Source organism: Mesorhizobium sp. WSM4833 (assembly GCF_055811095.1).
Window position 1 is genome coordinate 157,019 of record NZ_JBVVQG010000003.1, and the last position, 26,885, is coordinate 183,903.

Here is a 26,885-nt window from a genome sequence, read left to right on the forward strand (position 1 = left end):
AGGTGGATTGGCGCGTAGCGCCAAGACGGTTGAGGGGTGTTCCAGCTTGGCGCCAAGCTACCCCTCACCCGGATTGCCATCCGATTTGTAAAGGACAAATCGGGGCAATCCGACCTCTCCCACAAGGGGAGAGGTTAAAAGCGCCGGGACCCCTACAGCAATCCCGCCTGCTCAGCCTCGCGGCGCAGATTCTGCCGGGGCCTGGGGCCGATCTGCTGGATCACCAATCCGGCCGCCAGTGAGCCAAGGTCGCCGCAGGTCTGCAGGTCGCGGCCTTGCGTGTAGCCATGCAGGAAGCCGGCGGCATAGAGATCGCCGGCGCCCGTCGTGTCGACCAGTTCCTTGATGGCGGTCGCCTTGATCACCACCGTCTCGTCGCCGCGCACGATCACGGAGCCTTTTTCCGAGCGGGTCACGGCGGCGATCCGGCAATCCTTGCGGATCTGCGCCAGTGCCTCGTCGAACGAGGATGTCTGGTAGAGCGATTTGATCTCGTGGCTGTTGGCAAAGACGATGTCGACCGTGCCCGAACGCATCAGCTCGAGGAATTCGTCGCGGTAGCGGTCGACGCAGAACGAATCCGACAGCGTCATCGACACTTCGCGGCCTGCTGCGTGCGCCAGCTTCGCCGTCTGGCGGATCGCTTCCTTGGCGCGCGGCGGGTCCCACAGATAGCCTTCGAAATAGGTGACCTTGGCGCCAGAAGCCTTATCGGCCTCGACATCCTCCGGCCCAAGCTCGACGCAGGCGCCGAGATAGGTGTTCATCGAACGCTCGCCGTCAGGGGTGACGAAGATCATCGACCGCGCCGTCGGCGGCTCGCCCTTGAGCGGCGTGGTGTCGAAGGCGACGCCCTGTGCATGGATGTCGTGCGCGTAGATTTCGCCCAGCGCATCGTTGGAGACCTTGCCGAAGAAGGCGGCGCGGCCGCCGAAGCTGGCGACGCCGGCCGCCGTGTTGCCGGCGCTGCCGCCGGACGCCTCGATCGCCGGGCCCATGCGGCTGTAGAGCAGTTCGGCGCGTTGTGTGTCGATGAGGTTCATCGCGCCCTTGATGATGCCGTTGGTCTCGAGGAATTCCTCGTCGCACTGGGCGATGATGTCGACAATGGCATTGCCGATGCAAAGCACGTCATAATCCGGCATCAAAATCTCCGCCAAAAACCCGAGCCGGCTTCTTGCCACGCCGGCCCGGCGCGGGTCTAGCGATTTGAAACCGGTTTGCCTAGGGCGTGACACGCAACTTTGGCGGAACAGGCAAAGGCGCATCAGCCGCGAGGCGCTATGACAATTCGACCGTGGCCGAAGCATTTCATCGCCGCACCGCCTATAAGCCTGGATCAGACGATCCCGCTTCGAAGGCGAGCCAGCCCCCAATGTCTACAAAAAGCATGTCGACGAAGAACGAGCCTGCAAAAAACGATCTGACCACCGACCTGGTACTGCTCGTCGTGCTGGCAGTGCTCTGGGGCGCCTCCTACACCTTCATCAAGATCGGCGTCGAAACCATCCCGCCGGTCACCTTCATTGCCGCCCGCACCCTGATCGCTGGCGGCATCCTGTTGGCCATCATCCGCTGGCGCGGGCTCGCCTTGCCGGGCGATGCTGCAAGCTGGCGCCGCTTCGCCTTCCAAGCCTGCCTCAACAGCGTTATTCCGTTCACCCTGATCGCCGCGGCCGAACGCTCGGTCGATGCCGGCCTCGCCACCATCCTCAACGCGACCTCGCCGATCTTCACCTTCCTCTTGACCGCGCTCATCACCCGCCACGAGCCGGTCACCTTGCGCAAACTGATCGGTGTGGGCGCCGGCATTGCCGGCATCTGCCTCATTATCGGCACGCAGGCGCTGAGTGGCCTCGGTCATGAATTGTGGGCGCAATTGGCAATCGTCGCCGCGACGGTCTGCTATGCCGGGGCCGCCATTTTCGGCCGCGGTTTCAAGGGCCTCGACCCAGTGCTACCGGCCGCCGGTTCCATGCTGTGCGGCGCCGTCATCCTCGTGCCGCTCAGTCTGGTGTTCGACCAGCCGTGGACGCTGGCGCCATCGACCGCGTCGATCCTGGCCCTGCTCGGCCTGTCGGTCTTTTCCACCGCGCTGGCCTTCGTTATCTATTTCCGCCTCATCCACACGCTGGGTTCGGTCGGCACCACCTCGCAGGCCTATCTGCGCGTGCCGATCGGCGTCGGCATCGGCGCTCTCTTCCTCGGCGAAAGTCTTGGTTCGACGGCATGGCTGGGCATGGGTTTTGTCGTGGCCGGGGTCGCTGCCATGACCATCCCGGTTCGAAAGCCGGCGTTTGCGCGGTAAACGCCAGCCCGCTTGTGCTCATGGCCTGCGCTGCCTATCTCGGAAGCATCCGCCTTCTAGGCGGCGTCCGCTAACCGGGGGTGTGACAAGGTGATTTTCGACGCTGCCCGCGCTGCGGCCCTCGAGCTGATTTCGCCTCCCTTTCGGGCCGTGTTCGTCAAGACGCTGGGCTTGACCGTGCTGGCACTGGTGGCTCTGTGGTTCGGCCTGACCAGCCTCGTCGAGTGGCTGGCGCTGCCGTGGCTGCAGACGCTGTTGCCCGGCATGCCGTCCTGGGCCGGGTGGCTCGGCGGCATCATCGCGGCAATAGCGCTTGCCTTCGGCATGGCGTTGCTCATCGCGCCGGTGACGGCTGTTGTCGCTGGCCTGTTCCTCGACGATATCGCCGAAGTGGTCGAGCGCACCGACTATCCCGGCGATCCGACCGGCCGCGCCATGCCGGCGCTGCGCTCGCTGGTGCTGTCGGCGCGATTCCTCGGTGTCGTCATTCTCGGCAACATCGTCGCGCTGCTGCTTCTCTTGGTGCCGGGCGTCAACATAGCCGCCTTCTTCATCGTCAATGGCTATCTGCTCGGGCGCGAGTTCTTCGAATTCGCAGCCATGCGCTTTCGCGGGGAAGACGAGGCCAGGGCCTTGCGCAGGCACTATGCCGGCACGGTGTTTCTCGCCGGGCTGCTCATCGCGGCTTTCCTCGCCGTGCCGTTGCTTAACCTGCTGACGCCGCTGTTCGCCGCCGCCATGATGGTGCATCTGCACAAGGCGATCTCGGTGCGGGAAGTGGCTCGCCCCTCACGCGGCTAGGCATTTTCTTCAGCGCAACAGAAATCCGCGTCCGAGCTCGTCATCGGCCTCGACGATGAATTCGGCCCGCCCGGAATAATAGGCGCGGCCGCCGACGCGGGCGATGATCGCCTCATGCCGTCCAGCCTTCGCCGTCCGCGCCACGGCTCCGGAAAAACGCGAGCCTGCGATGCTCTCGAATGTGCGCGTCTGTCCGATCGCGATCTCGCCCTTGGCATGCATGGCTGCCAGCCTTGCGGTGACGCCGGAACCGGTTGGCGAGCGGTCGACCTCGGCTTCGGCGAAGACGCAGATGTTTTTGGTCACCTCGCCGGAAAATGTGTCGCGGCCATCGGTCAGGATGGTACCGTATAGGAAGGCAAGGTCGCCGTGGTCGGGATGCGACAGCGGAAATTCAGCCTTGAGCCTGTCCGTCAGCCCCGTTGCCGCATCGACGAAATCGCGCATCCGGCTTCTGCCGAATTCGAGCCCGAATTGGTGACAATCGGCCAGCGCGTAGAAGGCGCCGCCATAGGCGACGTCGAAGCCAATCGTGCCATGGCCCGCCAATTCGATCGCCTGTCCACCGGCGAACAGGAAGGCCGGCACGCTTTCGAACGAAACCGCACCGGCCTTGCCGTCCCTGACCTCGACCGAGGCGACGACCAGCCCGCACGGCGCCTCGATATTGACTGTCGTGACTGGTTCCTGTTTCGCCACCAGCCCTTCATCGATGGCGTAGCGGCCGAGCGCGACGATGGCGTGGCCGCACATCGTCGAATAACCCTCATTGTGCATGAACAGCACGGCGAGGTCGGCGCCGGGCAGGTCCGGCTCGACCAGCAAGGCGCCATACATGTCGTAATGGCCGCGTGGCTCGAACATCAGGATTTTCCTGAGATGATCGAGATGGTCGCGCACATAGGCGCGCTTTTCCAGGATCGTGCCCTTGGGGATACCGGGATAGCCGCCGGTGACGATCCTTAGCGGCTCGCCGCCAGTATGCATGTCGATCACGGTCAGCGTCATGCGACGGGCCCCATTAATCCGAAGATTTGCCGAAGAGGGCCTGCAATTTGCTGAACGGCATGGCGGCGCGGGTGAAGCCCAAGGTGCCGTCTTGCTGGATTTCGCGTGCCGCCGTTTCCAGCATGCCGTAGGCGAAATTGGTCAGCCACGGCCCGAGCGAGATACGCTTGACGCCGGCCATGGCGAGATCGGCGATGGTAAAACCCGGTACCGCCATGACATTGACCGGCTTGCTGACGGCAGAGCAGAGCGTGCGGATCATCTCGACGTTGCCGATGCCTGGCGCATAGAGTACGTCGGCGCCGGCCTTCTCGAACGCCTGCAGCCGCTTGATCGTGTCGTCGAGGTCGGACTTGCCCCAGAGGAAATTCTCGGCCCGCGCAGTGAAGACGAAATCGCGTTTCAGGGCCCGCGCCGCTTCCACGGCCGCCGCAACGCGTTCGACGGCGTGCGCAAAATCATAGATCGGCTTGTCCGGATCGCCGGTGTGGTCTTCGATCGAGCAGCCGGCAAGGCCGGCAGCTTCCGCCGCGAAGATGGTTTCGGCGGCCTGCTCGGCGCTGTCGCCCTTGCCTTTCTCGAGGTCGGCCGAGACCGGCAGGCTGGTCGCCGCGGTCACTTCGCGGCAATGGTGGATCATCTGGTCGAAGGTCACCGCGCCGTCCGGCAGGCCGCGCGAAAAGGCAAAGCCGGCGCTGGTCGTCGCCAGCGCCGTGAAGCCGAACGAGCCGAGCAGCTTGGTCGTGCCGATATCCCAGGGATTGGGCACGACGAAGGTCGAGGCATGCAGGTCGCGAAAGATCTTGCCCTTGTCCATGGTAGTTCCCCCATCATATGCGGTGTGGCCGAACGGATTTTATCCTGCTCCATCTGGCCGGGCAAACGAATGCGATTGGTTCAGAAGCGTTTGGCGTTCTCTCCTGCCAATTTGTCCAGCGCGTCGGAATCCTTGGCGTAGTGCGACGTTGTCTTGTCCCAATGATAGGTGACGGAGATGTCGTGAGATTCAGGTTTGGGCGGCTGGTCATCGCAGCTTTCGTCGTTCACGACGGTGGCATCGGTCACCGTTACCTTGATCGCCGCATGGCGTCGGCCCTCTGCGATGGCTTTAAAGGCAACGTCCTGCGTCCGGCTATAGGCACACACGTGCTCGTCGAACAAATAGATGATGTCGATCAGCTTCAACTTGTCCCTGGCGACCATAATCAGCGGGACGATCATATAGTTCTGGTTGGAATTGGAATGCGAACTCTCGATCATGAGGATATCATCATTGGCGCCGATGCCGAGCTTGCCGGGTTCGCGGAAATAGGTGCTGCGGTCGAGGGCGACATTGGCGGCGTCGAGCAGCCTTGGTTTGCCCGTAATGTCGTAGAGCGCTAGCACCGCATAGCCTTCTGCGCTGTCTGAGGAATCGCCGAGATCGAACAGCATGGTCAGGCGGTCCTTGCCTCCCGCCTTGATGGCAAGCACGGAGGCATTGGAAAAGCCTGAGGTTTCGGGCGGCGAGCCGCCGCTGTCGGGTCCCTCGATATGGCGCATCGCGATCGGCAGCCCGCCCCTGTAAAAGCCATTCTTGTCGGCGGCGAGGTCTGGAATGATCATCCTGGCGAGGTCGAGATAGGTGATGTCTTTTTGGCCGGGCAGTGGGCTGCCGAGCTCCGGAAGGCTGGCGTCTTGCGCGCCGGCTGCGGTCCACAGCAATGGCAGCAGCATCACGGCGAGGATGAAGCGAAGCAGGTTCGTCGGCATGGTCGCCTCAGGCTGTCGGGCGCGCGGAACGTAGCACAGCCTCCCAACCCGTCCAGTCCGTCAGCCAGCTCAGTGGATCGGCACCAGCCCGGCCAGTTCGCGCATGTCGTCGAACAGGATGCCGCCGGCCTGGATAAGGCCGTCGCGGTCGGAATAGGGATCGGCGTGATAGGAAAACACCCGCATGCCGGCCGCGATGCCGGCCTGCGTGCCAGCGACGCTGTCCTCGATGACGATGCAGTCGGCAGGTGCAAAGCCCACGGTTTTCGCAGCATGCAGGAACAGGTCCGGAAACGGCTTGCCGCGCGCGACCATCGTCGAGGAAAACATCGCGTGTTCGAACAGCGGCAACAGCCCGGTCTGGCCAAGTGTGATGTGCATCTTCGACACCCGGGCCGAGGTGGCGACGCAATAGGCGATCCCGGCTGACCGCACGGCCTCGACGAATTCGCGGACATAAGGGATTGCTTCGACGCCGTGGGCGAACAGGTCTGGCAGGCCGGCGTTCCAGCGATCGACAAAATCGGCGCCAAGCCTGACGCTGGTCTTTTCTTCGATCTCTTTCTGCACCGACGCCATGCTGCGGCCGGAGAAATTCTTGCGGCAATATTCGAAGCTTGTCGGATAGCCGGCAGCGGTCAGCCATTCGGCAAGGCGCCGATTGGCCAGGTTCTCCGTATCGACCAGGATCCCGTCGCAGTCGAAGATGACAAGTTTAGGCAGTTCAGGCATCAGGCGGTGCCGGTCGATCCGAACCCGCCCGCGCCGCGCGCCGTGCCGCCGGCCAGGTTGCGCTCTTCCACGGCGGCTTGCGTCACCGCGGCAAAAACGATCTGGGCGATGCGCATGCCGCGCGTCACGGCAAAGTCCTCATCGCCGAGATTGATCAGCAGCACCTTGACCTCGCCGCGATAGTCGCTGTCGATGGTGCCGGGCGTGTTGAGGACGGTCAGCCCATGCTTGAAGGCAAGGCCCGAGCGCGGCCGCACCTGGCCTTCCATGCCTTCGGGAATTTCCAGGATCAGCCCGGTCGGCACCAGAGCGCGTTTTCCGGGCAGGATCAGCAGCGGCCGGTCGTCCGGCACCGCGGCGCGCAGATCCATGCCGGCAGCACCGGTGCTTTCATAAGCGGGAAGCGGTAGTCCTTCGGCATGCGGCAACCTGACGAAGCCGACAGTCGGACCGATGACGGAGGAGTTTTGGAGGGCTGCGCGCATAAAATCGATCCTATCGGCGCGAACGGCGATTCGGTCAACTCGCCCGCAAGCCTATCAACGGCTTTCTTTCAGGCATCAGTATGGCCTGAGGTGTGTTGAGATTCAGGTCAGGCCGAGTCGAAACCCGTCGTTTGCAGGCCGGCATCACCTGAATATCGACATATCTTAGCGCACTTCCATCGGAACCACCGTCGTCTCCTTGATCTCTTCCATCACGAAAGAGGCGGAAACATCAGACAGCGCCACCTTGGCGATCAGCCGCTGGTAGAGCCGGTCATAGGCCTTCACGTCGGCGACGCGGGCGCGCAGAACGTAGTCGAGGTCGCCGGACATGCGGTAGACGCCGATGATCTCGGGAAAGCCGGTCACTGCCGCCCGGAATCTCTGCAGCCACTCCGGATCGTGGTTGGACGTGCGGATCAGGATGAAGACGGAAAGGCCAAGCCCGAGCTTTTCGGCATCGACCAGCGCCACCCTGCCGGTGATGACACCGGCCTCCTCCAGCCGCTTCACCCGGCGCCAGCAGGCATTGCGCGACAGCGCCACCCGTTCCGACAACTGGTCGACGGACAGCGTGCCGTCGCGTTGCAACTCGGCGAGCAATTTCCGGTCGATTTCGTCAATTTCCAGCGCCATGTGGGATATCTGTCCCATGGATCACCGAAATACAAGGACATTTTGAGACCGATGAACCGGCGAAGCATGTCAGGATACTCATATCAGGAACTTCAAGCGCTGAAGGGGAACCAGCATGTCGGTCGCAAGGATTTTCACCTCTCATCCGGCCAAGGTCGGCGAAACCTATTTCAGCCACATGGGCTTTGCCGCCTGGTTTTCGTCGCGCCTGTTGATGGCGGCGGGCGCCGCGCTCGTTCATGCTTTCTTGCCATTTCTGTTTGAAACTACCGCCAGCCGAATCGTTCGCGAGCTTTACGAGCGGACGCACAACAGAGGCACGCACGCGACCAAGGAGCCTGCGGCTCTTATGGATCGCGCCTAGAGGGCGACAGAAACGATGTGCCGGTGGGCGGCCTATCTGGGTGAAGCGGTCTTTCTCGAAGACATCCTCACGGCGCCCTGTCACTCGCTGATCGCCCAGAGCCATTGTGCTCAGGAAGCGAAATCGCCGACCAATGGCGACGGCTTCGGCCTAGCCTGGTATGGCGACCGCCCGGAGCCGGGTCTCTATCGCGATATCCTGCCGGCCTGGTCCGATCCCAATCTGAAAAGCCTGTGCCGACAGATCAAATCCGGCCTGTTCCTCGCCCATGTGCGGGCGTCGACCGGCGGCGCCACCAGCCGCATGAACTGCCATCCATTCATCTCCGGCAGCTGGTCGTTCATGCACAACGGCCAGATCGGCGGCTTCGAGAAAATCCGCCGCGCGCTGGAGAACTCGCTGTCCGACGCCGTCTTCGACCAGCGCGAAGGCACCACCGATTCCGAACTGTTCTTCCTGCTGATGATCGATGAGGGATTGACCGGCGATCCGCAAGGCGCCGTCTCCCGCGCCACCAGCCGCGTGCTCGAAGCCTCGCGCCGCGCCGGCCTCGAACCGGCGCTGAAGCTCACCGCCGCCTTCTCGGATGGCCAGGCGCTGCACGCGGTGCGCTACGCCACCGACGCTCACGCGCCGACGCTCTACACGTCTGTCCTGCGCAAGGGCGGCGGCCGCTGCATCGTGTCCGAACCGTTCGACCGCGAGGGCGGCGACTGGCAGGCGATCCCGCCGGCGAGTTTTGTCACGATCAGCGGCGATGACATCAGAATTCGCCCGTTTGCTCCGGCGGCGGCGAAGTTCGCGCTGGTGGGGTAGCTGCAAACTGCGGCAACGTCGCGGGACAGCGCCCCTCTGGCCTGCCGGACATCTCCCCCCACAAAGTGGGGAGATTGGCTATTTGCGTGGCCTTCGCCAATCGCCAAGGTTGCTGGAACGAGCCAAACCTGCCGATCTCCCCACTCGTGGGAGAGATGGCCGGCAGGCCAGAGGGGGGCGCCGTAGAGTGCCGACATCAAAGACTATCGGCACAATTTCAATCAAACGCGGCCAACCCTCGAATGCTCCACTCCACTTGAAGTATGCCGTGGATGCTGCCGGCCTATGGCGCTGTCTTCAACCACAGCGGCCATCCAGCCATTTCCATCCCCTGAGGACAGGACAGCACCGGCCTGCCGATCGGCCCGCAACTGGTCGGCAAACGCTGGTCGGAGTCACGACTGCTCGGCAGCGCCAAGGCAATCGAACCACTCACCGGCGGCTTTCGCCGTCCGCCTGCCTATTGAGCGAAGCGCGACAATCCATAAGGGGCAAGTAAGGGGTCGCGCTCGCCGTCGAGAATTTCCCTTGTGGCGAACAGGCCGACGGCCGGCGCCAGCGTGATGCCGGAATGCATGACGGCGACATAGACACCGTCCATGCCCTCAGCGCGGCCGACGATTGGAAAGCCATCGATCGGCGTCGGCCGGTAGCCGACCGTGTGGAAATCGAGTTCCAACCCGTCGCTGTCGCGCAGCATGGCTTTCATGGCCGCAAACAGCGCGTGGGCGGTGGCTTCGGCATCCATGCCCGGGTCGGCGCCGCCAAAATCCGAGCCGGCGATGATGCGACCTTCCGCTGTCTGGCGCATGTGCAGCCGCTCGGCCAGCACCAGCCCGTTGAGCCGCTTTTCGGTGGGCCGCGAATGGACGATCAGGCCGGGCGGCGTTTCGATCGGCAGGTTGATCCCGGCGGTCGCGGCGATCTCCGGCGAGCCGACGCCAGCCGCGATCACCACCTCGTCTGATGCAATCAATCCATGCGATGTGTCGACACCGGTGATCCTGCCGCCGGTCTGGACCAGGGCCGTCACCGTGCTGGAGATGATCTTCGCGCCATGTCGCTCCGCGTCCGCCAACAGCGCGCGCGTGGCAGTCACCGGTTCGGCGACGCCTTCCTCAGCCACATACAGGGCAAAATCCGGAAGCTCGGTGAGATTGGGCTCGATGCGCGCAGCACCGGCGCGGTCGACTTGGCTGATACCATAGCCCCAGGCGGAATGTTCCGTGGCGTAGGCTTCCATGTCGGCCACCGGCAAATCCCAGCACAGGCCGCCGCACCAGCTCAGCGGTAGGCCGGGAAGGTCCCGCGCCAGCCGCGTCCACTCTGCCATCGCGCGGGTGCGCAGCCGGAAATACGGCTCCGGATTGCCCCAGCTGGCATTGATCCAGGCGAACGAGTTCGGCGTCGCCACCCCTCCGGCAGCACTGTCGGCAATCACCGTCACTTGCGCACCCGCTCTGCTCAGATGCCACGCGATGGAGGCGCCGATGATGCCGGCGCCGATGACGATCACTTGTTTCGCCGCAGTCATGCTTGCTCCTCTGCCTCGTCATCCCGAGGGATGTTCATCCAGTGCCACCCCGGCAGCCGCTTGCCAACATCGCGCAGCGCAAAATATGCGGCAATGCACTGGCCGGAGCCACAGCACGGCTGAGCTGTATGCTCGGATGGTGAGGCGGCGATCAGCAGAGTCCGAGCCGCCGGACCGGTCGACAGGCCGGCACTGCGCTGCTAGAAGCCCGGCCTGTCACACGGAAATCCCAGAGAATGCCCGAAGCAATAGAAGAAGAAGTGGCGCGCCGCCGCACCTTCGCGATCATCGCGCACCCGGACGCCGGCAAGACCACGCTCACCGAAAAGCTGCTGCTGTTCGGCGGCGCCATCCAGCTTGCCGGCGAGGTCAAGGCCAAGAAGGACAAGATCCAGACGCGGTCGGACTGGATGAAGATCGAGCGTGAGCGCGGCATTTCGGTCGTCACTTCGGTGATGACCTTCGAGTATGAGGACAATGTCTTCAACCTGCTCGACACGCCCGGCCACGAGGATTTCGCAGACGACACCTATCGCACGCTATCGGCGGTCGACTCGGCCGTCATGGTCATCGATGCCGCCAAGGGCATCGAGCCGCGCACGCTGAAGCTTTTCGAAGTCTGCCGGCTACGCGACATCCCGATCATCACCTTCGTCAACAAGATGGATCGCGAAAGCCGCGATCCGTTCGAGATCCTCGATGAGATCGAGCAGAAGCTGGCGCTGGATACGGCGCCGATCACCTGGCCGATCGGCCGGGGCAAGAATTTTTCCGGCACCTACCATCTGGCGCTGAACGCCGTGCGCAGGGGCGACGACGAGAAGGAGCGCACGCCGGTCAACGGTCCCGATTCCAACCGCGTCGCCGGCCTTTTGCCGGAGAACGAGCGCGAGGCCTTCATCGAGGAGCTGGAGCTGGCGCGGGAAGCGTGCAGACCCCTTGATATAGAAGCCTTCCGCGAGGGTCACCTGACGCCGGTCTATTTCGGCTCGGCGCTGCGCAATTATGGCGTGCGCGACCTGATCGAGGCGCTCGGCGCTTTTGGACCGCCGCCGCGTGCTCAAGAGGCCGACACCCGCAAGGTCGAGGCGACCGAAGAGAAGATGACGTCCTTCGTCTTCAAGATCCAGGCCAACATGGATCCCAACCACCGCGACCGCATAGCCTTCGTCCGCGTCTGTTCGGGCAAGCTCGAGCGCGGCATGAAGGCCAAGCTGGTACGCACGGGAAAACCGATGTCGCTGTCGGCGCCGCAGTTCTTCTTTGCCCGCACACGCGTCACCGCCGACGAGGCCTTTGCCGGCGACGTCGTCGGCATTCCCAACCACGGCACGCTGCGTATTGGCGATACGCTGACCGAGGGCGAGGAAATCCTGTTCCGCGGCGTTCCGAATTTCGCCCCGGAAATCCTGCGCCGTGTCCGCCTCGGCGACGCGATGAAGGCCAAAAAGCTAAAGGAAGCGCTGCACCAGATGGCAGAGGAGGGCGTCGTGCAGCTGTTTTCGCCCGAGGACGGCTCACCGGCCATCGTCGGTGTCGTCGGCGCGCTGCAACTCGACGTCCTGAAGGAACGGCTGAACTTCGAATACACCCTGCCGGTCGAATTCGAGATGTCGCGCTTTTCCGTGTGCCGCTGGATCTCGGCCGACGACAAGGCCGAGGTCCTGCGTTTCATCGAGGCGCATCGCGGCGACATCGCCCGCGACCTCGACAACGATCCGGTGTTCCTCGCCCAGCACGCCTTCTCGCTGAACTACGAAGCGGAGCGCTGGAAGGCGATCAAGTTTGCCACGATCAAGGACTATCAGGTCCGCGACAGAGCGGCGTAAGTCGCGCTTTTTCCTTCTCCCCGTTCACGGGGAGAAGGTGCCCGAAGGGCGGATGAGGGGCGGCGCGACCCTCGACTATCCTCTGGCAGCTTCCTCGATCTTGGCGATGTCGATCTTGCTCATCTGCATCATCGCCGACATCACGCGGCCGGCCTTGGCCCGGTCCGGATCCAGGAGCAGGCGCGGCAGCTGCTCCGGCACAACCTGCCAGGAGACGCCGAATTTATCCTTCAGCCAGCTGCATTGCGATGGTTGGCCGCCACCTTCGATGAGCTTGTCCCAGAAGTAATCCACCTCTTCCTGCGTCTTGCAGTCGATCGACTGCGACATCGCTTCGCTGTGCTTGAACTGCGGTCCACCATTGAGCGCCTGGAACTGCACGCCGTCGAGTTCGAACGTGGTCACCAACACCTTGCCTGCATCGGCGTGGCCTTCGGGCCAACGCATCACGCTCAGCACCTTGGAATTCTTGAAGATGGAGACGTAGAAGTTCATGGCCTCTTCGGCCTGGCCGTCGAACCACAGGCAGGTGGTGATCTTTTGCATGTCGTGCTCCTCGGATTGCTCTTTTGCTGTTACAGGGAAAACGGCCGACTCCGAGAATGGTGCCGTTGCCTCGCCGTTTGCCCAAGGACGGCCGCGCGCGGTGCAATCCGACACCAGGATGCATTTTTTTGTAAGATCCGATTCTTGGAGGAATCTGGCGCATTGCAAAATTGTGGCCAGACCATACTTGGGCGTCTATAACGCCTGCGGTCCGAATTCAGCTCTGCCGCGCCATTTCTGGGCTGCGGCCAGCCACCAAGGAAAAAACATGCCTGCCTATCGTTCCCGCACCACCACCCATGGCCGCAACATGGCCGGCGCTCGCGGCCTCTGGCGCGCCACCGGCATGAAGGACTCGGATTTCGGCAAGCCGATCATTGCGGTGGTCAACTCCTTCACTCAGTTCGTGCCGGGCCATGTCCATCTGAAGGATCTCGGCCAATTGGTCGCGCGCGAGATCGAAAAGGCCGGCGGCGTTGCCAAGGAATTCAACACCATCGCCGTCGATGACGGCATCGCCATGGGCCATGACGGCATGCTCTATTCGCTCCCGTCGCGCGAGCTGATCGCCGATTCCGTCGAATACATGGTCAACGCGCATTGCGCCGACGCCATGGTCTGCATCTCCAATTGCGACAAGATCACGCCCGGCATGCTGATGGCCTCGTTGCGCCTCAACATCCCGACCGTCTTCGTCTCCGGCGGTCCAATGGAAGCCGGCAAGGTGGTGCTCGCCGGCAAGACGCAGGCGCTCGACCTGGTCGATGCCATGGTCGCGGCCGCCGACGACAAGATCTCCGATGAGGACGTCAAGGTCATCGAGCGCTCGGCCTGCCCGACCTGCGGCTCCTGCTCGGGCATGTTCACCGCCAATTCGATGAATTGTTTGACCGAGGCGCTTGGCCTGTCGCTGCCCGGCAACGGCTCGACATTGGCGACGCATGCCGACCGCAAGCGTCTGTTCGTCGAGGCCGGCCACCTGATCGTCGATCTCGCCCAGCGCTATTACGAACAGGACGACGAAACCGCACTGCCGCGCAACATCGCCTCGAAGGGCGCTTTCGAGAACGCCATGACGCTCGACATCGCCATGGGCGGTTCGACCAACACCGTGCTGCACATCCTGGCTGCGGCGCATGAGGGCGAGATCGATTTCGATCAGGACGACATCGACGCGCTGTCGCGCAAGGTGCCGGTGCTGTGCAAGGTTGCGCCCGCCAAGTCCGACGTCCACATGGAAGACGTCCACCGCGCCGGCGGCATCATGGCGATCCTCGGCCAGCTCGACAATGCCGGCCTGCTCAACCGCGACCTGCCGACGGTGCATACGTCAACCCTGGGCGAGGCGCTCGACCATTGGGACATTTCCCGCACGACCAGCCAGAGCGTGCGCGATTTCTTCCTCGCCGCCCCTGGCGGCGTGCCGACACAGGTCGCCTTCAGCCAGGAGCGCCGCTGGGACGAGCTCGATCTCGACCGCGAGAAAGGCGTTATCCGCTCGACCGAACATCCCTTTTCCAAGGATGGCGGCCTTGCCGTGCTGAAGGGCAATCTGGCGCTCGACGGCTGCATCGTGAAGACGGCGGGCGTCGATGAATCGATCCTGAAATTCACCGGCCCGGCCCGCGTGTTCGAAAGCCAGGATTCCAGCGTCAAGGCGATCCTGTCGAACGAGATCAAGGCCGGCGATGTCGTCGTCATCCGCTATGAAGGACCGCGCGGCGGCCCCGGCATGCAGGAGATGCTCTATCCGACCAGCTATCTGAAGTCGAAGGGCCTCGGCAAGGCCTGCGCTCTGGTCACTGACGGCCGCTTCTCCGGCGGCACCTCGGGTCTGTCGATCGGCCATGCGTCGCCGGAAGCTGCCGAAGGTGGTTTGATCGGACTGGTGCAGGAGGGCGATACGATCGAGATCGACATCCCGAACCGCAGCATCCGCCTGGCTGTCGATGAGGCGGAACTCGCTGCGCGACGGGCGGCGATGGAAGCCAAGGGCGCCATGGCCTGGAAGCCGGAGGAAAAGCGCAAGCGCAAGGTGACGACCGCCTTGCGCGCCTATGCCGCCATGGCCACCAGCGCGGCCAAGGGCGCGGTGAGGTTTGTGCCGGAGTGAGGTTTCTTCCTTCTCCCCCTGTGCGAGAAGGTGTCGCCGCAGGCGACGGATGAGGGGTGTTCCAGAGAACACCGACGTCTCACTCCGCTGGAACACCCCTCATCCGTCTCGGCGCCGCGCGCCGATCCACCTTCCCCCACAAGTGGGGGAAGGGAAGAGAAGTGCTACGGCATCAACTGATACTCATAGAGCTTCTGGTAAAGCCCGCCCTGCTTGAGCAAGGCCTTGTGCGGGCCGCTTTCCACCACCTTGCCGGCTTCGAGCACCACGATTGTGTCGGCCTGATGCACGGTCGACAGACGGTGCGCGATGACGATCGTCGTGCGGCCTTCCGTCAATTGCTGCAGCGCGTCTCGGAACAGCGCTTCCGATTCGGCGTCGAGCGCGCTGGTCGCTTCGTCCAGCAGCAGGATCTCCGCATTGCGCAGCATGGCGCGTGCGATCGAGATCCGTTGGCGCTGGCCGCCCGACAGTAAGCCGCCATTCTCGCCGACATCCGTCTCGTAGCCTTTCGCCTGCGCGCTGATGAAGTCATGCGCGTTGGCCGCCTTGGCGGCGGCGATCACCTCATCGTCGGTCGCACCCTCGCGCCCAAGCCGGATGTTGTGCATGATGGTGCCGGCAAACAGGAACGTATCCTGGCTGACATAGGCGATCTTTTCCCGCAGCGATGCGAGCGTCGCATGGGAAATATCCTGACCGTCGAACAGCACCCTGCCGCTCTGCGGATCATACATGCGCATGATCAGGTTTAGAATCGTCGACTTGCCGCCGCCGGAAGGCCCGACCAGCGCCGTCATCTTGCCGGGCGCAAGCGTCAGATCGAACCTGTCCAGCACCGGCGGCCCTTTCTGATAAGCGAAGTCGACGGTGTCGAACCGGATCTCGCCCGGTCCGGCCAGAAGCGGCTTCGCGTCCGGCTTCTCGACCAGAGTGAGCGGCTGGTCGGCGAGCTCGAACATCATGCGCACGCCGACAATGCCGCTTTCCAGCGATATGCGCACGCGCGCAAGGCGCTTTGCCGGCTCATAGGCAAACAGGAGTGCCCCGATGAAGGCCATGATGTTTCCCGGCATCTGGCCGCCCTGCAAGACCAGGAAGCCGCTGACGAAGATGGCCCCGGCAATAGCCAGCCCGGCCAGCGTCTCCATCACCGGGCTTGTCGCAGCCTCCAGCGTCGCGATGTTATTGGCCCGGTTCTCGACGTCCGACACGGCCTTGTACATGCGGTTGCGCATCGCGCCTTCGAGGTTGAAGGATTTGACGACGCGCACGCCGATTGCCGTTTCCTGCATCACCTGCACGATCTGGCCGACCGAGCGAAACTCCATCGCGGCGAACTTGCGAACACGTTTCAGGATGCGGTTGACCCCGTAGATAGCCAAGGGGCCGACGACGAAGCAGATTATAGACAAGGCTGGCTGCTGCCAGACCATGACTCCTACCAGGACGACCAGCGACAACAGATCGCGCACATAGGACGTGACAACGAGGTCGAGCACGTTGCGTGCCGCCTGTGCATTGTTGGTCATGCGTGTGATCAGGTCGGACGACGAGGTCGAATGGTAGAATTCGATGCCTTGCGCCAGGATGCGGTCGTAGATCTTGCGCTGGCGGTCGGCGATGATGGCGTTGCCGACACGGCTCATGAAATAGGCCTGAATGAAGTTGGCGAGGCCCTTGAGGATGAAGATCGTGGCGACCCCGCCCGCAATCAGGTTGACCCGGTCAATCCGCTTGAAAACTACGAATTCGTCGGTGATCTCTTTGAGAATCCAGGCGCTGGCGCCGGTCGTGGCGGCCACCACAAGCATCGACAAGATCGCGGCGCCGTAGCCAAACCTGTGCTGATAAAAGGATTCCCGGATCAACCTCGCGACGAGGCGCTGGTTTTCCGTCGAGCGGAAGAAACGAAACAAACGGCGGATCCTTGAAACCGGGACAACGAAGGCGGCTTATAGAGGGAGTTGCGGCCGGATGAAACCATCCGCGGCCGCCGCGGACAAATCGCTGTTGCAAGCGGCATCGACGGGATGCGATTTTCAGCCTCGGCTATATCAGATGATTCTTTTGACGGGATGACGACGGATGGATTTCGACCTTATCGTTCGCGGCGGCACACTGCCTAATGGCAGGGTTGCCGACATCGGCATCAACGGTGAGACGATCGCGGCGATCGAGCCCGTTCTCCAGGGTTCCGCGCGGACGAAGGTCGACGCCCATGGCAATCTGGTCTCGCCGCCCTTCGTCGATCCGCATTTCCACATGGACGCGACGCTCTCCTACGGCATTCCGCGCATCAACGCGTCGGGTACGCTGCTCGAAGGCATTTCGCTGTGGGGCGAGTTGAAGCCGCTTTTGACGCATGAGGCGGTGCGTGATCGCGCGCTGGCCTATTGCGACTGGGCGGTGTCGATGGGCCTGCTCGCCATCCGCACCCATGTCGATGTCTGCGATGACCGCCTGCTGGCGGTCGAGGCGCTGCTCGAGGTCAAGAAGACGGTCGCTCCCTACATCGATCTGCAATTGGTCGCCTTCCCGCAGGACGGGTTTTATCGCTCTCCATCGGCGCGTGAAAACACCATCCGCGCGCTCGACATGGGCGTCGACATCGTCGGCGGCATCCCGCATTTCGAGCGCACCATGGCCGACGGCACGCGCTCGGTAACGGAGCTGTGCGAGATCGCGGCCAGCCGCGGCCTGATGGTCGACCTGCATTGCGACGAGACCGATGATCCGCTGTCGCGCCATATCGAGCAGTTGGCCTATGAAACGCAGCGTCTTGGTCTGCAGGGCAAGGTCGCCGGTTCGCACCTCACCTCGATGCATTCGATGGACAATTACTACGTCTCGAAGCTGCTGCCGCTGATCGCCGAGGCCGGCGTCTCGGTCATTCCCAATCCGCTGATCAACATCATGCTGCAGGGCCGCCACGACACCTTCCCGAAGCGCCGCGGCCTGACCCGGGTCAAGGAAATGCTGGCGCTCGGCATTCGCGTCGGCTGGGGCCAGGATTGCGTGCTCGATCCCTGGTATTCGCTGGGCACAGCCGACATGCTCGACGTCGCCTTCATGGGTCTGCACGTCGCTCAGATGTCGAGCCCGGCCGAGATGGCGCGCTGCTTCGACATGGTCACCAACGTCAATGCCGCGATCATGGGCCTCGATCATCTCGGCCTGGCGGTCGGCAAGCGCGCCAGCCTTGTCGTCCTCGATGCCGGCAATCCGGTCGAGGCCCTGCGGCTGCGCGCCGAGCGCCTGTGCGTCATTGCCAGGGGCAAGGTGGTGGCGGAGCGGACGAAGCAGGAAACCAGGCTGTCCATCGGCGGAAGGCCGGGAATGGTGAACCGGCGGCACATATCCAGCTAGATACAGCCGATTCCCGGCGCTGGTCTTACCCATTGCCCGAATTCTCCTCGTCAAGGCAGCCACTTCCGTCTACGACGCGGCTTACCAGGGAGGAATCGGGATCGGCATGACGCAGCCCGTGGCGCAGAATTCGACGATCAGGAATGTGCTTTTGGCCGGCATTCTGCTGATGCTGGCCGGCGATTTCCTGTTTGCGCTGAACGACGCCATGGGCAAATGGCTGGTCGCCAGCTTCTCCGTCGGCCAGGTGGTGCTGATCCGCTCCATCGGCGCCTTCTTCGTGCTCGGCCCGATGATCGCCAACCAGGGCCCGGCCAAGCTGTTTCGCATGGAACGCCTGGAGCTGCAGCTGCTGCGGGTGGTGATGACCACGCTCGACACCGCGCTCTTCTATGCCGCCGTGGTCTATCTGCCGCTGGCCGATGTGATGAGTTTCTACATGGCGGGGCCGATCTACGTCGCGGCACTCTCGCACCTCTTGCTTGGCGAAAAGGTCGGCTGGCGCCGCTGGATGGCGATCCTGCTCGGCTTCTGCGGTGTGCTGATCATGCTGAAACCGTCCTCGGCGGCCTTCTCGCTGTCATCGGGTTTTGCGCTGGTGGGCAGTATCTCCTTCGCCTTCGCCATCATCCTCAACCGCCGGCTGCGTGGCACCAGCGACACCAATCTAGTGACATGGCAGACCATCGGCACGCTGCTGGTCGGCGGCGTGCTGAGCATCGGCGCCTGGCAGACGCCGTCGGCGCTCGATCTCGGCGCCATGCTGCTGCTCGGCATCGTCTCCTGCGGCGCCCATCTGATGATCACCAGGGCGCTCAAGCTGGCGCCGGCCTCAACGCTGGCGCCGCTGCATTACACGCTGCTGCTGTGGGCGGTGGTGTTCGGACTGGTGTTCTTCGGCGACGTTCCCGGTCCGCGCATCCTGATCGGCTCGGGCATTGTCGTTCTCGCCGGCCTGTTCATCTTCCACCGCCAGAAAGTGGTCGAGACCACGGTGCCGCCCGAAAACGTGCCGAAGGGCGTGAATTAGTCCAGGCTCACCCCCGGCGGATCGCCGCCAGATGCCGTGAAAACTCGGACGTCTCCATCAGCGCCTTGCAGCGCGCGAACCGCCCGTCGGCATAGGCGCGAAAATCATCGACCGGGTTGTTGTTGGCGAGCTGGATCAGCCCCCACAGCGTCCACAACAGGTCGCACATCGCCTTGTAGATGACGATGCGGCCGCGCTGCGCCGGCCTCGCCTCGCCGCCGAAATAGGCGCGCATCATCTCTTCGTCTTGCGCCAGATCGAATTTGCCTTCCACGGAGAGGTCGCCAAGGTCCCAGAGCGGGTCGTTCATGCCCGAATATTCCCAGTCGACGATCCACATCCGCTCGCCGGTGTCGAGGAAGTTTTCGCACAGCGGATCGCAATGACAGGCGACGAGAGGCAGCGGATGGGCGGCCAGCGCCGACCGCACGCTCTCGGCGTCGCGCACCACGTCATGATAGCCGGCGGGCAGGGCGATCTCCTTGGTGGACAGCACCTTGAGATAGTCGTCGATCATCGCAAACAGCTCGAAGCGGAAGGGAAACACCGCGCCTGAATTGTGCAGCTTGCGAAAGGCCTCGCCGGCGCGGGCTGGACTGCCCGGCCGAACCTTGAATTTCTCCTCCGACATGGTTTCGGCGCCGGCGATGTAGCGTGTCACCATCAACCCGGTGCCGGCATCGACATGCAGCACCTCGGGACTGACCCCTGCTTTTGCCGCCTCGCGCGCTGCCACCGCTTCGTTGGCCCGGTTGATGTATTCCTCGGTGCCCTTGCCGGGAATGCGCAGGCAGAAGTCGCCGGCCTTGAAGACGAGGTTGGTGAGGCCGCCCAGCCGTTCCAGCGGCCCGCTGTAGCCGGCCAGCATGGGAATGGCGTCCAGTGCCGCACGCGCCTCGTCTGTAATCATGCCTGCGCCCCCACACACTGTTATTTGTCGCGGCAACGGTTCCACAATTTTCGCGCTTTGGCTATCATCACTGCGAGATCAAAAATTGGCGGACTGGATCAAAGTGGCGGACAGCAAACATCAGGGCACGCTTGGCGCGGCCTACGCGGCAAAGCGACCCGAAGAGGTCGCCGCACTTTATGATCGTTGGTCGCAGACCTACGACGCCGACATGTCGGCCGCCGGCTATCGCCATCCGACGATCTGCCTTGCGCTGCTGACCCGCCATCTGCCGCGCGGTTCAGCACCGCTGCTCGATGCCGGGGCCGGCACCGGTCTCATCGGCGAATGGCTTGATATTGCTGGTTACCCGCAAGTCGAGGCACTCGATATTTCGCAAGGCATGCTGGATCAGGCAGCCCGCAAGGGTGTCTATTCCGCGCTCCATTGCCTGGCGCTGGGCGGTCATCTGCCCTTTGCCGATGATGCCTATGCCGGAGTGATCTCGGCCGGCGTCTTCACATCAGGTCATGTTGGCGTCGAGGGGCTGGACGAACTGATCCGCATCTGCCGGCCGGGCGGCATCATCGTGCTGACGGTCAAGAACTCGCTGTGGGATCAGGGCTTCGCCACGCGCGTCGCTGAGCTCGAGGCGCAGGGCCTCGTCACCCGCGTCGAGGAAACGCGCCCTTATGTCTCGATGCCCGGCGAAGCCGACACCGTGCCCAGCCGCGGCCTCGCACTGCGCGTGACCTGACCTACGCTTTGACCCTCGCGCCTGCCGGGTCGTACATCGGCTCGAGGTGGATCTTGGCCGGCGTCCTCTCCATCGCAACCACCAGTTCGTAGTCGCCCGAGGCGAGAAAATCGTCGCTGACCCCGTCGGCGTTGCGCACGTAGCCGTAGCCGATGGTCTTGCCCAGCGTATAGCCATAACCGCCGCTGGTGAGATAACCGACAGGCTCGCCATTGCGCAGGATGGTTTCGCGGCCGAGCAGCACGATCTCGGGGTCGTCGACCGTGAAGCCGGCAAAGCGTTTCTTCATTGCCGTGCCGCTGGTCTTCTCCAGCGCGCGCCGTCCGATGAAATCCGTGTTCTTGCGCAGCTTGACCGCCCAGCCGAGCCCGGCTTCCTGCGGCGTGTCGTTGGGCGTGATGTCGGAGCCCCAGGCACGATAGCCCTTTTCCAGCCGCAGCGATTCCAGTGCCCGATAGCCGATCGGGCGGATGTCGTGCTTTTTGCCTGCCGCCATCAGCGCGTCGAAGACTTCGCCGGTGGCCGCGATGGGCACGTGCAGTTCCCAGCCCAGTTCGCCGACATAGGTGACGCGCAGCGCCCGAATTGTGTGGCCGGCGATGGCAATCTCACGCACATGGCCGAACGGGAAGCTCACGTTTGAGACGTCGGCTTCGGTCACGGCCGAAAGCACGTCGCGCGCCCGAGGACCCATCAGCGACAGCGTGCCGAAATCCTCGGTGACATCGACAAGCCTGGCATCGAGCCCTTCGCCGATATGATCGCCGATCCACGAGGAATCATGCGTGCGGAAGCCTGTGCCGGTGACGATGTAGAACTTCTCTTCGGCCAGCCGCGCCACCGTCAGATCGGCCTCGATGCCGCCGCGTGTGTTGAGAAGCTGCGTGTAGGTCAGCCGGCCGACCGGCTTGCTGACGTCGTTGGCGCAGACCCAGTCCAGCGCCTTCAGCGCATCGGGCCCGCTCAGCTCGTATTTGGCGAAGGAGGATTGATCGAATATGCCGACTTTTTCGCGCACATGCCGGTGTTCGTCGCCGACCGCCACAAACCAGTTCTGCCGGCCCATCGAATAGATGTCCTGCGGCTCGACGCCTTCGGGCGCGAACCAGTTAGGCCGTTCCCAGCCGAGCTTCGAGCCGAACACGGCATTTTGCTGTTTCAGCCTGTCGTAGAGCGGCGAGACGATGCGCGGCCTCCCGCTGGCATACTCCTCATGCGGAAAGCCGATCGTATAGTGTTTGCCATAGGCCTCCAGCGTGCGGTCGCAGACCCACTGACGGTCACGGTGCAAATTGGAAAAGCGCCTGATGTCGACCACCCACAGGTCGAGCGGTGCTTCGCCATCGACCACCCACTGCGCCAGCACCCAGCCGGCGCCGCCGCCCGAGGCGATGCCGAAGGCGTTGAAGCCGGCGCCGACAAACATGTTGGCGCATTCGGGCGCTGTGCCGAGAATGAAATTGCCGTCCGGTGTAAAACTCTCCGGCCCGTTGATCATCTGCTTGACGCCGACGGTTTCCAGTGCCGGCACGCGCGCGATCGCTTGGCTCATGTGCTGCTCGAAATGGTCGTAATCATCGTCGAACAGCCTGAATTCCCAATCATTGGGGACGTCGCCGCCGGGGAGACCAGTAGCCCAGGCCTGCGGGTTCGGCTCATAGCCGCCCATCACCAGCCCGCCGACCTCTTCCTTGAAATAGGTGCGCCGGTCTGGATCGCGGATGGTCGGCGCGTCGGTCGCCAGTCCGTCGATCTTCTCGGTGATGATGTACTGGTGCTTCACCGGCTGCAGCGGCACGTTGATGCCGGCCATGGCGCCGACCTGCCGCGCCCACTGGCCGGCGCAGTTGACCACCTTGTCACAAGCAATGTCGCCCTTGTTGGTCGTCACCGCCGTGATGCGGCCGTCCTTCATTTCGAAGCCGATGACGCGGACATCCTCGAACAGTTTGGCGCCATGCATGCGCGCGCCCTTGGCCAGCGACTGCGTGATGTCGGAGGGGCTCGCCTGGCCATCGGTCGGCAGCCAGGAGGCGCCGACAAGATCGCCGGTTTCCATGAGCGGCCACATTGCCTTGACTTCCGCCGGTGATAGCAATTGCATGTCCATGCCGAAGCTTTTCGCCGTCGTCGCCAGCCTTTTGTACTCGGTCCAGCGGTCGGCATTGGTGGCGAGCCTGAGGCAGCCGGTCATCTTCCAGCCGGTGGCAAGGCCGGTCTCGGCCTCGAGGCCCTTGTAGAGGTCGACGGAGTATTTCAGCACGCGGGTGATCGAAGCCGACGAGCGCAACTGGCCGACAAGGCCGGCGGCATGCCAGGTCGAGCCCGAGGTCAGCTTGCCTTGTTCGAGCAGAACGACATCGGCCTTGTGGTCGCGCGCCAGATGATAAGCCGTCGAACAGCCGATGATTCCACCGCCGATGACGACGATGGCGGCCTGGGTCGGCAATGTCATGATTTCTGCATCCCGTACTTCGTTCTGTAGTTTTCCAGCGCCGTGTCGAGCCGGGCGAGGTTTTCCTCGGTGTAGGCGACGTAGTCGATACCGGGCGCGTCGAGATAGAGCTCGGACACCATGCTCCACATCGCCTCGCGCAGCAGCGAGGCGCATTGCATGGCCGCGTGCGAACGGCGGATCGCTTCGTCCGGTTCCTTCATGAAATAGGCGGTCAGGAAGGCGAAGGATTCCTCGTCGCTCATGCCGGCGTTGGAGGCGGCGCCTGCGAGGTCGAACATCGCCGTGTTGAAGCCGGCATATTCGAAGTCGATCAGCCACAGCCTGTTGCCGTCGTCGAGAATGTTGGCCGGCAACAGATCATTGTGGCCAAAGACGATCGGCAGCAGTTTCTGCGCGCGCTCCAGTTCGTCGGCCAGCGTCAGCAGGCGCGGCAGGTCGCTGCGCTTGCGGCTGCCACCTTCTTCAAGCGTGCGCGCATAGTCGCGAATGACATGGAACACCCAGAACATGAAGCCGGCGCCGGAGACGTGACTGGGCATCTCCCGGTGAAAGGCGCGCATCAGGGCTGCGACGCGGCCAAGATTGGCGCGTACGTCCTCGGCGAGATAGGTCTTGGCGCCGAGAAACTCTGTGACCATGATGCCCGGTTCGGCATGGCGGACGGCCGGCGCGAAACCGGCGGCATGCGCCGCCCGCGCCGTCATCACCTCGCGCTCGCGAAAGACATGGTGGAACGGATAGTCCTTGCCGAAGCGCACGACGTGTCGTCCCGCCGCGTCCGTGACCACATAATTCGCGTTGCTCAGACCGCCGGGCAGCGGTGCGATCTCGATGCCACCGGTCCAGCAGGGCAGGGCGCGGATGCGATCTTCGGCGGTCACGGAATCATCCCTGGTTTGCTGGGCTTCGACAAGGCGCCGTGAACAGCGCAACGACGGCGGGGAGAAACGTAAATAATCTCGTCGGTGCGGGACGCCAGGATCGGTATCCCGCACCGCACCGACGAGCCCCTTGGCCAGGTTTTTGAGCCCGGCATCCGCCCCCGCGGATCCGAAAATTCCTTGTACAGGCACGTTCCAAACGGCCTGATCGCTGAGTTGCGGTTCTGCCCCCAGTCGCAGATCTGAAGCCTGTTAATGTCTTTGATTTCACGCCAGGGTTTCCCGCTTGTCAATAAAAAGCTGTGACTTTTTTCGGGTATTTTGCCTGAAAGCATAAGGTAGTTCCTTTAAAAGCAATTGAATTACCTTAGAATCGGTCAAGAGCATCAGTTCGGGAAACCAGATGGCCCAGTCCAAACGACACGGCGAGATCCTGCGGCTCCTGCAGGAAGAGGGCACCGTCACCATCGCCAGTCTGGCCGACCGGCTGGGCGTGTCGCTCGAGACGGTGCGCCGCGACGTCAAGCCGCTGACCGGTGATGGCTCTGTCCTCAAGATGCATGGCGCCATCGGCCTGCCGTCAATGATCGGCGAAGCGCCGTTCGAGCGGCGCATGCGTGAGAACGCCGACGCCAAGCGCGTCATTGCCCGCATGGTCGCCGCCACCATCCGCGACGGGGAATCCATCATGCTCGACACCGGAACGACGACCTCGTTCCTTGCGCGTGAACTGCTCGGCCACCGGCGCCTGACGGTCGTCACCAATTCCTCGGACATCGCCCGCACGCTGGCCACCATCAACGGCAACAAGGTCTATATGGCCGGCGGCGAGCTGCGCAGCGATTCCGGCGCTGCTTTCGGCGCCTCGGCGATCGATTTTGTCAGTCGCTTCTCGGTCAGTCACGCCATCATTTCCACCGGGGGCGTCGACGCGGTGATGGGCGTCATGGATTTTGATCTGGATGAGGCCGAGTTCGCCCGCATGGTGCTGTCGCGCGGCCAGCGGTCCCTCGTCATCACCGATCACTCGAAATTCGGCCGTCTTGGTCTGGTCCAGGTCTGCGGCTTCGACAGCTTTTCCGAACTCGCCACCGACCGCTCGCCGCCGCACGACCTGGCCGCCGCCCTTGCGCAGGCCGGCGCCCGGCTCAGCATCGCCGGCGCGGAAGCCGGGTTCTAGCCGAAGACCAGCGATTGGTGGGCGCAGACGCCCGCAAAGGTGCCACCCGATACTGCAAAGGCGATGTTGTGCATCGAACGTGCCGCGTCGCCGGCGGCGTAGACGCCGGGCACGGTCGTCTGCTGCCTGTCGTCGACTGATATCACCGTGCCGAGGAGGCCTTCGGTGAAGCCGCAGCCGAGCTGTTCGGCCAGCGGGCTGGCCATGATATTGCGCGGAGCGGTGAACATCGCCCTGACGCCGGCCTTTCTGCCGTCGTCGAGGTGGACGATCAATCCGCCGGAGCCGTCTTCCTCTAGCTCGGCAACGCTGGTGGGCTCAAACCGCACCTTTCGGCTCTCCAGCGCGCGCATCTGCTCTGTGTCAGGCTCGAACAGGCCATTGCCGAACAGCGTGACATCGCCCCAATCGGTGATCAGCTGTGCCTGATGCATGGACATCGGACCGGTTGCGAGCACGCCGAGCGGCCCGCCGGAAACTTCGTAGCCGTGGCAATAGGGGCAGTGCAGCACGCTCTTTCCCCAGAGCTCGGCAAGCCCGGCAACCTCCGGCAGGATATCGCGCACCCCAGTGGCCAGTACCAGCCGTGCCGCGCCGAATGTCTCGCCACCCTCGGTGGTGATTTCGAAATCGCTGCTGCCAGCGGCAAGGGCCTTGTCGGCGCGCCCGTCGACAACCCTGGCTGCCGGATAGGCCAGTAGTTGGCGCCTTGCGTCATCCAGGATTGCGCCGGGCGCGCGCCCGTCATGTCCGAGGAAGCCATGCGAATGCTCGGCAAAGCGGTTGCGCGGCCGGCCGGCGTCGATCACCAGCACCTTGCGTCCTGCCCGCGCCACCTGGATGGCGGCGGACAGGCCGGCAAAGCTGCCGCCGACGACGGCAAGATCACACTGCATGGCTGGAGACTCCAATGAGGTCAAAACGGCGGCGGAAATCGGCGGTCAGGTCAGCCAGCGTGATGCGGCTCAGCTTCTCCGCCAGCAGCCTTTCGGCGGCGATGCGAAAATCGTCGAGCACGGCGATCACCGCCTGCTCGACGAGGCAGCCGGGGCTTTCCGGATCGGTGCTGAACGGCAGCAGTGTCTCGCCAAGGGCGACGCTGATCTCGGCCAGGGATATTTTCTCGGGCGCCCGCCCGAGCAGCCAGCCGCCACCGTGCCCGCGCGACGAGGTGACGATGCCGGCGTCGCGCAAGCCTGCGATGGTGCGGCGGACCACCACCGGATTGGTGTGGATGAAGGTGGCAAGCTGCTCGGAGGTCAGCGCCTGTTCGGGCTTCTCGGCCATGTGGACGAGAATGTGCAAGGTCGAGGACAGCCGGCTGTTGCGTTTCATGTAACTTAGTTAGTTACGATTGGTGTCGATGTCAAACACGTCTCGTCCGCGCCGGGGCGCAA

General features: G+C 63.4%; 25 protein-coding genes. 10 read left to right on the forward strand and 15 right to left on the reverse strand.

The genetic code is table 11. The features are described 5' to 3' along the window. Positions 1 to 152: 152 nt before the first annotated feature. The gene (locus tag AC0L2D_RS06675) at positions 153 to 1,145 is read right to left on the reverse strand and encodes an adenosine kinase (RefSeq protein ID WP_013528052.1); all 993 of its coding nucleotides are present in this window, start codon (positions 1,143 to 1,145) and stop codon (positions 153 to 155) included. Between the two features lie 230 nt (positions 1,146 to 1,375). Between AC0L2D_RS06675 and AC0L2D_RS06680 the strand changes: the two genes are divergently transcribed. Both AC0L2D_RS06680 and AC0L2D_RS06685 read left to right on the forward strand, forming a co-directional pair. Further along, complete coding sequence (locus tag AC0L2D_RS06680) at positions 1,376 to 2,308, forward strand: DMT family transporter (RefSeq protein WP_473540647.1); 933 nt, start codon at positions 1,376 to 1,378, stop codon at positions 2,306 to 2,308. Between the two features lie 90 nt (positions 2,309 to 2,398). Further along, positions 2,399 to 3,109 carry a sulfate transporter family protein gene (locus tag AC0L2D_RS06685; RefSeq protein WP_027163754.1) on the forward strand — a complete coding sequence of 237 codons (711 nt, stop codon included), beginning with the start codon at positions 2,399 to 2,401 and terminating at the stop codon, positions 3,107 to 3,109. Between the two features lie 9 nt (positions 3,110 to 3,118). Here the strand turns inward: AC0L2D_RS06685 and AC0L2D_RS06690 are convergent, their stop codons facing one another. The 6 genes from AC0L2D_RS06690 to AC0L2D_RS06715 form a co-directional block, all read right to left on the reverse strand. Then, positions 3,119 to 4,117, reverse strand: coding sequence for a proline racemase family protein (locus AC0L2D_RS06690; protein WP_013528049.1), 999 nt, complete (start codon positions 4,115 to 4,117; stop codon positions 3,119 to 3,121). Between the two features lie 13 nt (positions 4,118 to 4,130). Beyond that, entirely contained in the window at positions 4,131 to 4,934 is an 804-nt protein-coding gene (locus tag AC0L2D_RS06695) for an isocitrate lyase/PEP mutase family protein (RefSeq protein WP_473540648.1), read from the reverse strand. 80 nt (positions 4,935 to 5,014) lie between these two features. Continuing rightward, positions 5,015 to 5,869, reverse strand: coding sequence for a hypothetical protein (locus AC0L2D_RS06700; RefSeq protein WP_024505789.1), 855 nt, complete (start codon positions 5,867 to 5,869; stop codon positions 5,015 to 5,017). 69 nt (positions 5,870 to 5,938) lie between these two features. Further along, a complete protein-coding gene (locus AC0L2D_RS06705) occupies positions 5,939 to 6,601 on the reverse strand; it encodes an HAD family hydrolase (protein WP_127369195.1) in 663 nt (220 codons plus the stop codon). Next, positions 6,601 to 7,086 carry a dUTP diphosphatase gene (gene dut / locus AC0L2D_RS06710; RefSeq protein WP_473540649.1) on the reverse strand — a complete coding sequence of 162 codons (486 nt, stop codon included), beginning with the start codon at positions 7,084 to 7,086 and terminating at the stop codon, positions 6,601 to 6,603. The genes AC0L2D_RS06705 and dut overlap by 1 nt, the downstream gene beginning before the upstream one ends. 165 nt (positions 7,087 to 7,251) lie before the next feature. Then, positions 7,252 to 7,722, reverse strand: a complete 471-nt coding sequence (locus AC0L2D_RS06715) for an Lrp/AsnC family transcriptional regulator (RefSeq protein WP_013528044.1) — start codon at positions 7,720 to 7,722, stop codon at positions 7,252 to 7,254. A gap of 115 nt (positions 7,723 to 7,837) precedes the next feature. Here AC0L2D_RS06715 and AC0L2D_RS06720 point away from each other — a divergent pair, with 115 nt between their 5' ends. Both AC0L2D_RS06720 and AC0L2D_RS06725 read left to right on the forward strand, forming a co-directional pair. After that, a complete protein-coding gene (locus tag AC0L2D_RS06720) occupies positions 7,838 to 8,086 on the forward strand; it encodes a DUF6356 family protein (RefSeq protein WP_013528043.1) in 249 nt (82 codons plus the stop codon). A 15-nt stretch (positions 8,087 to 8,101) separates the two neighbouring features. Beyond that, a complete protein-coding gene (locus tag AC0L2D_RS06725; protein ID WP_027163760.1) occupies positions 8,102 to 8,902 on the forward strand; it encodes a class II glutamine amidotransferase in 801 nt (266 codons plus the stop codon). Positions 8,903 to 9,362: 460 nt separating this feature from the next. Here the strand turns inward: AC0L2D_RS06725 and AC0L2D_RS06730 are convergent, their stop codons facing one another. Continuing rightward, the gene (locus AC0L2D_RS06730) at positions 9,363 to 10,436 is read right to left on the reverse strand and encodes an NAD(P)/FAD-dependent oxidoreductase (RefSeq protein ID WP_024505785.1); all 1,074 of its coding nucleotides are present in this window, start codon (positions 10,434 to 10,436) and stop codon (positions 9,363 to 9,365) included. Between the two features lie 236 nt (positions 10,437 to 10,672). Between AC0L2D_RS06730 and AC0L2D_RS06735 the strand changes: the two genes are divergently transcribed. Then, on the forward strand, positions 10,673 to 12,265 hold the full coding sequence (locus AC0L2D_RS06735; protein WP_013528039.1) for a peptide chain release factor 3: 1,593 nt from the start codon (positions 10,673 to 10,675) through the stop codon (positions 12,263 to 12,265). Positions 12,266 to 12,340: 75 nt separating this feature from the next. Here the strand turns inward: AC0L2D_RS06735 and AC0L2D_RS06740 are convergent, their stop codons facing one another. Beyond that, complete coding sequence (locus AC0L2D_RS06740) at positions 12,341 to 12,811, reverse strand: VOC family protein (RefSeq protein ID WP_024505784.1); 471 nt, start codon at positions 12,809 to 12,811, stop codon at positions 12,341 to 12,343. A gap of 268 nt (positions 12,812 to 13,079) precedes the next feature. Here AC0L2D_RS06740 and ilvD point away from each other — a divergent pair, with 268 nt between their 5' ends. Further along, positions 13,080 to 14,924: a dihydroxy-acid dehydratase gene (gene ilvD / locus AC0L2D_RS06745; RefSeq protein ID WP_275954130.1), complete on the forward strand. Its 1,845-nt coding sequence runs from the start codon at positions 13,080 to 13,082 to the stop codon at positions 14,922 to 14,924. Positions 14,925 to 15,088: 164 nt separating this feature from the next. Here the strand turns inward: ilvD and AC0L2D_RS06750 are convergent, their stop codons facing one another. Further along, positions 15,089 to 16,843, reverse strand: coding sequence for an ABC transporter ATP-binding protein (locus AC0L2D_RS06750; RefSeq protein WP_064995774.1), 1,755 nt, complete (start codon positions 16,841 to 16,843; stop codon positions 15,089 to 15,091). A gap of 169 nt (positions 16,844 to 17,012) precedes the next feature. On the opposite strand from AC0L2D_RS06750, the gene AC0L2D_RS06755 reads away from it, so the two are divergent. Next, a complete protein-coding gene (locus AC0L2D_RS06755; protein WP_027161838.1) occupies positions 17,013 to 18,293 on the forward strand; it encodes an amidohydrolase family protein in 1,281 nt (426 codons plus the stop codon). 106 nt (positions 18,294 to 18,399) lie between these two features. Next, complete coding sequence (locus AC0L2D_RS06760; RefSeq protein ID WP_013528034.1) at positions 18,400 to 19,323, forward strand: DMT family transporter; 924 nt, start codon at positions 18,400 to 18,402, stop codon at positions 19,321 to 19,323. Positions 19,324 to 19,330: 7 nt separating this feature from the next. On the opposite strand, the gene AC0L2D_RS06765 is transcribed toward AC0L2D_RS06760, so the two are convergent. Next, the gene (locus AC0L2D_RS06765) at positions 19,331 to 20,233 is read right to left on the reverse strand and encodes a phosphotransferase family protein (RefSeq protein ID WP_064995773.1); all 903 of its coding nucleotides are present in this window, start codon (positions 20,231 to 20,233) and stop codon (positions 19,331 to 19,333) included. Between the two features lie 103 nt (positions 20,234 to 20,336). On the opposite strand from AC0L2D_RS06765, the gene AC0L2D_RS06770 reads away from it, so the two are divergent. Beyond that, positions 20,337 to 20,969, forward strand: coding sequence for a class I SAM-dependent DNA methyltransferase (locus AC0L2D_RS06770; protein WP_064995790.1), 633 nt, complete (start codon positions 20,337 to 20,339; stop codon positions 20,967 to 20,969). Position 20,970: 1 nt separating this feature from the next. Here AC0L2D_RS06770 and AC0L2D_RS06775 read toward each other — a convergent pair whose 3' ends face one another. Continuing rightward, positions 20,971 to 23,424, reverse strand: coding sequence for a GcvT family protein (locus tag AC0L2D_RS06775; protein ID WP_473540650.1), 2,454 nt, complete (start codon positions 23,422 to 23,424; stop codon positions 20,971 to 20,973). Beyond that, entirely contained in the window at positions 23,421 to 24,308 is an 888-nt protein-coding gene (locus AC0L2D_RS06780) for a phosphotransferase (RefSeq protein WP_224618471.1), read from the reverse strand. Before AC0L2D_RS06780 ends, AC0L2D_RS06775 begins: the two co-directional genes overlap by 4 nt. Before the next feature lie 403 nt (positions 24,309 to 24,711). Between AC0L2D_RS06780 and AC0L2D_RS06785 the strand changes: the two genes are divergently transcribed. Beyond that, on the forward strand, positions 24,712 to 25,488 hold the full coding sequence (locus AC0L2D_RS06785) for a DeoR/GlpR family DNA-binding transcription regulator (protein WP_013528029.1): 777 nt from the start codon (positions 24,712 to 24,714) through the stop codon (positions 25,486 to 25,488). On the opposite strand, the gene AC0L2D_RS06790 is transcribed toward AC0L2D_RS06785, so the two are convergent. Together AC0L2D_RS06790 and AC0L2D_RS06795 are read right to left on the reverse strand one after the other, a co-directional pair. Further along, the gene (locus AC0L2D_RS06790) at positions 25,485 to 26,384 is read right to left on the reverse strand and encodes an NAD(P)/FAD-dependent oxidoreductase (protein WP_473540651.1); all 900 of its coding nucleotides are present in this window, start codon (positions 26,382 to 26,384) and stop codon (positions 25,485 to 25,487) included. The genes AC0L2D_RS06785 and AC0L2D_RS06790 overlap by 4 nt on opposite strands. Further along, entirely contained in the window at positions 26,374 to 26,823 is a 450-nt protein-coding gene (locus tag AC0L2D_RS06795; protein WP_027161832.1) for an RrF2 family transcriptional regulator, read from the reverse strand. The genes AC0L2D_RS06790 and AC0L2D_RS06795 overlap by 11 nt, the downstream gene beginning before the upstream one ends. Between the last annotated feature and the right edge of the window lie 62 nt (positions 26,824 to 26,885).

Bases quoted from the DNA above. Each gene is read 5' to 3' on its own strand.
- AC0L2D_RS06675 (WP_013528052.1), bottom strand. From the start codon at position 1,145: ATGCCGGATTATGACGTGCTTTGCATCGGCAATGCCATTGTCGACATC.
- AC0L2D_RS06680 (WP_473540647.1), top strand. From the start codon at position 1,376: ATGTCTACAAAAAGCATGTCGACGAAGAACGAGCCTGCAAAAAACGAT.
- AC0L2D_RS06690 (WP_013528049.1), bottom strand. From the start codon at position 4,117: ATGACGCTGACCGTGATCGACATGCATACTGGCGGCGAGCCGCTAAGG.
- AC0L2D_RS06695 (WP_473540648.1), bottom strand. From the start codon at position 4,934: ATGGACAAGGGCAAGATCTTTCGCGACCTGCATGCCTCGACCTTCGTC.
- AC0L2D_RS06700 (WP_024505789.1), bottom strand. From the start codon at position 5,869: ATGCCGACGAACCTGCTTCGCTTCATCCTCGCCGTGATGCTGCTGCCA.
- AC0L2D_RS06705 (WP_127369195.1), bottom strand. From the start codon at position 6,601: ATGCCTGAACTGCCTAAACTTGTCATCTTCGACTGCGACGGGATCCTG.
- dut (WP_473540649.1), bottom strand. From the start codon at position 7,086: ATGCGCGCAGCCCTCCAAAACTCCTCCGTCATCGGTCCGACTGTCGGC.
- AC0L2D_RS06715 (WP_013528044.1), bottom strand. From the start codon at position 7,722: ATGGCGCTGGAAATTGACGAAATCGACCGGAAATTGCTCGCCGAGTTG.
- AC0L2D_RS06720 (WP_013528043.1), top strand. From the start codon at position 7,838: ATGTCGGTCGCAAGGATTTTCACCTCTCATCCGGCCAAGGTCGGCGAA.
- AC0L2D_RS06725 (WP_027163760.1), top strand. From the start codon at position 8,102: ATGTGCCGGTGGGCGGCCTATCTGGGTGAAGCGGTCTTTCTCGAAGAC.
- AC0L2D_RS06730 (WP_024505785.1), bottom strand. From the start codon at position 10,436: ATGACTGCGGCGAAACAAGTGATCGTCATCGGCGCCGGCATCATCGGC.
- AC0L2D_RS06735 (WP_013528039.1), top strand. From the start codon at position 10,673: ATGCCCGAAGCAATAGAAGAAGAAGTGGCGCGCCGCCGCACCTTCGCG.
- AC0L2D_RS06740 (WP_024505784.1), bottom strand. From the start codon at position 12,811: ATGCAAAAGATCACCACCTGCCTGTGGTTCGACGGCCAGGCCGAAGAG.
- ilvD (WP_275954130.1), top strand. From the start codon at position 13,080: ATGCCTGCCTATCGTTCCCGCACCACCACCCATGGCCGCAACATGGCC.
- AC0L2D_RS06755 (WP_027161838.1), top strand. From the start codon at position 17,013: ATGGATTTCGACCTTATCGTTCGCGGCGGCACACTGCCTAATGGCAGG.
- AC0L2D_RS06760 (WP_013528034.1), top strand. From the start codon at position 18,400: ATGACGCAGCCCGTGGCGCAGAATTCGACGATCAGGAATGTGCTTTTG.
- AC0L2D_RS06765 (WP_064995773.1), bottom strand. From the start codon at position 20,233: ATGATTACAGACGAGGCGCGTGCGGCACTGGACGCCATTCCCATGCTG.
- AC0L2D_RS06775 (WP_473540650.1), bottom strand. From the start codon at position 23,424: ATGACATTGCCGACCCAGGCCGCCATCGTCGTCATCGGCGGTGGAATC.
- AC0L2D_RS06785 (WP_013528029.1), top strand. From the start codon at position 24,712: ATGGCCCAGTCCAAACGACACGGCGAGATCCTGCGGCTCCTGCAGGAA.
- AC0L2D_RS06790 (WP_473540651.1), bottom strand. From the start codon at position 26,384: ATGCAGTGTGATCTTGCCGTCGTCGGCGGCAGCTTTGCCGGCCTGTCC.
- AC0L2D_RS06795 (WP_027161832.1), bottom strand. From the start codon at position 26,823: ATGAAACGCAACAGCCGGCTGTCCTCGACCTTGCACATTCTCGTCCAC.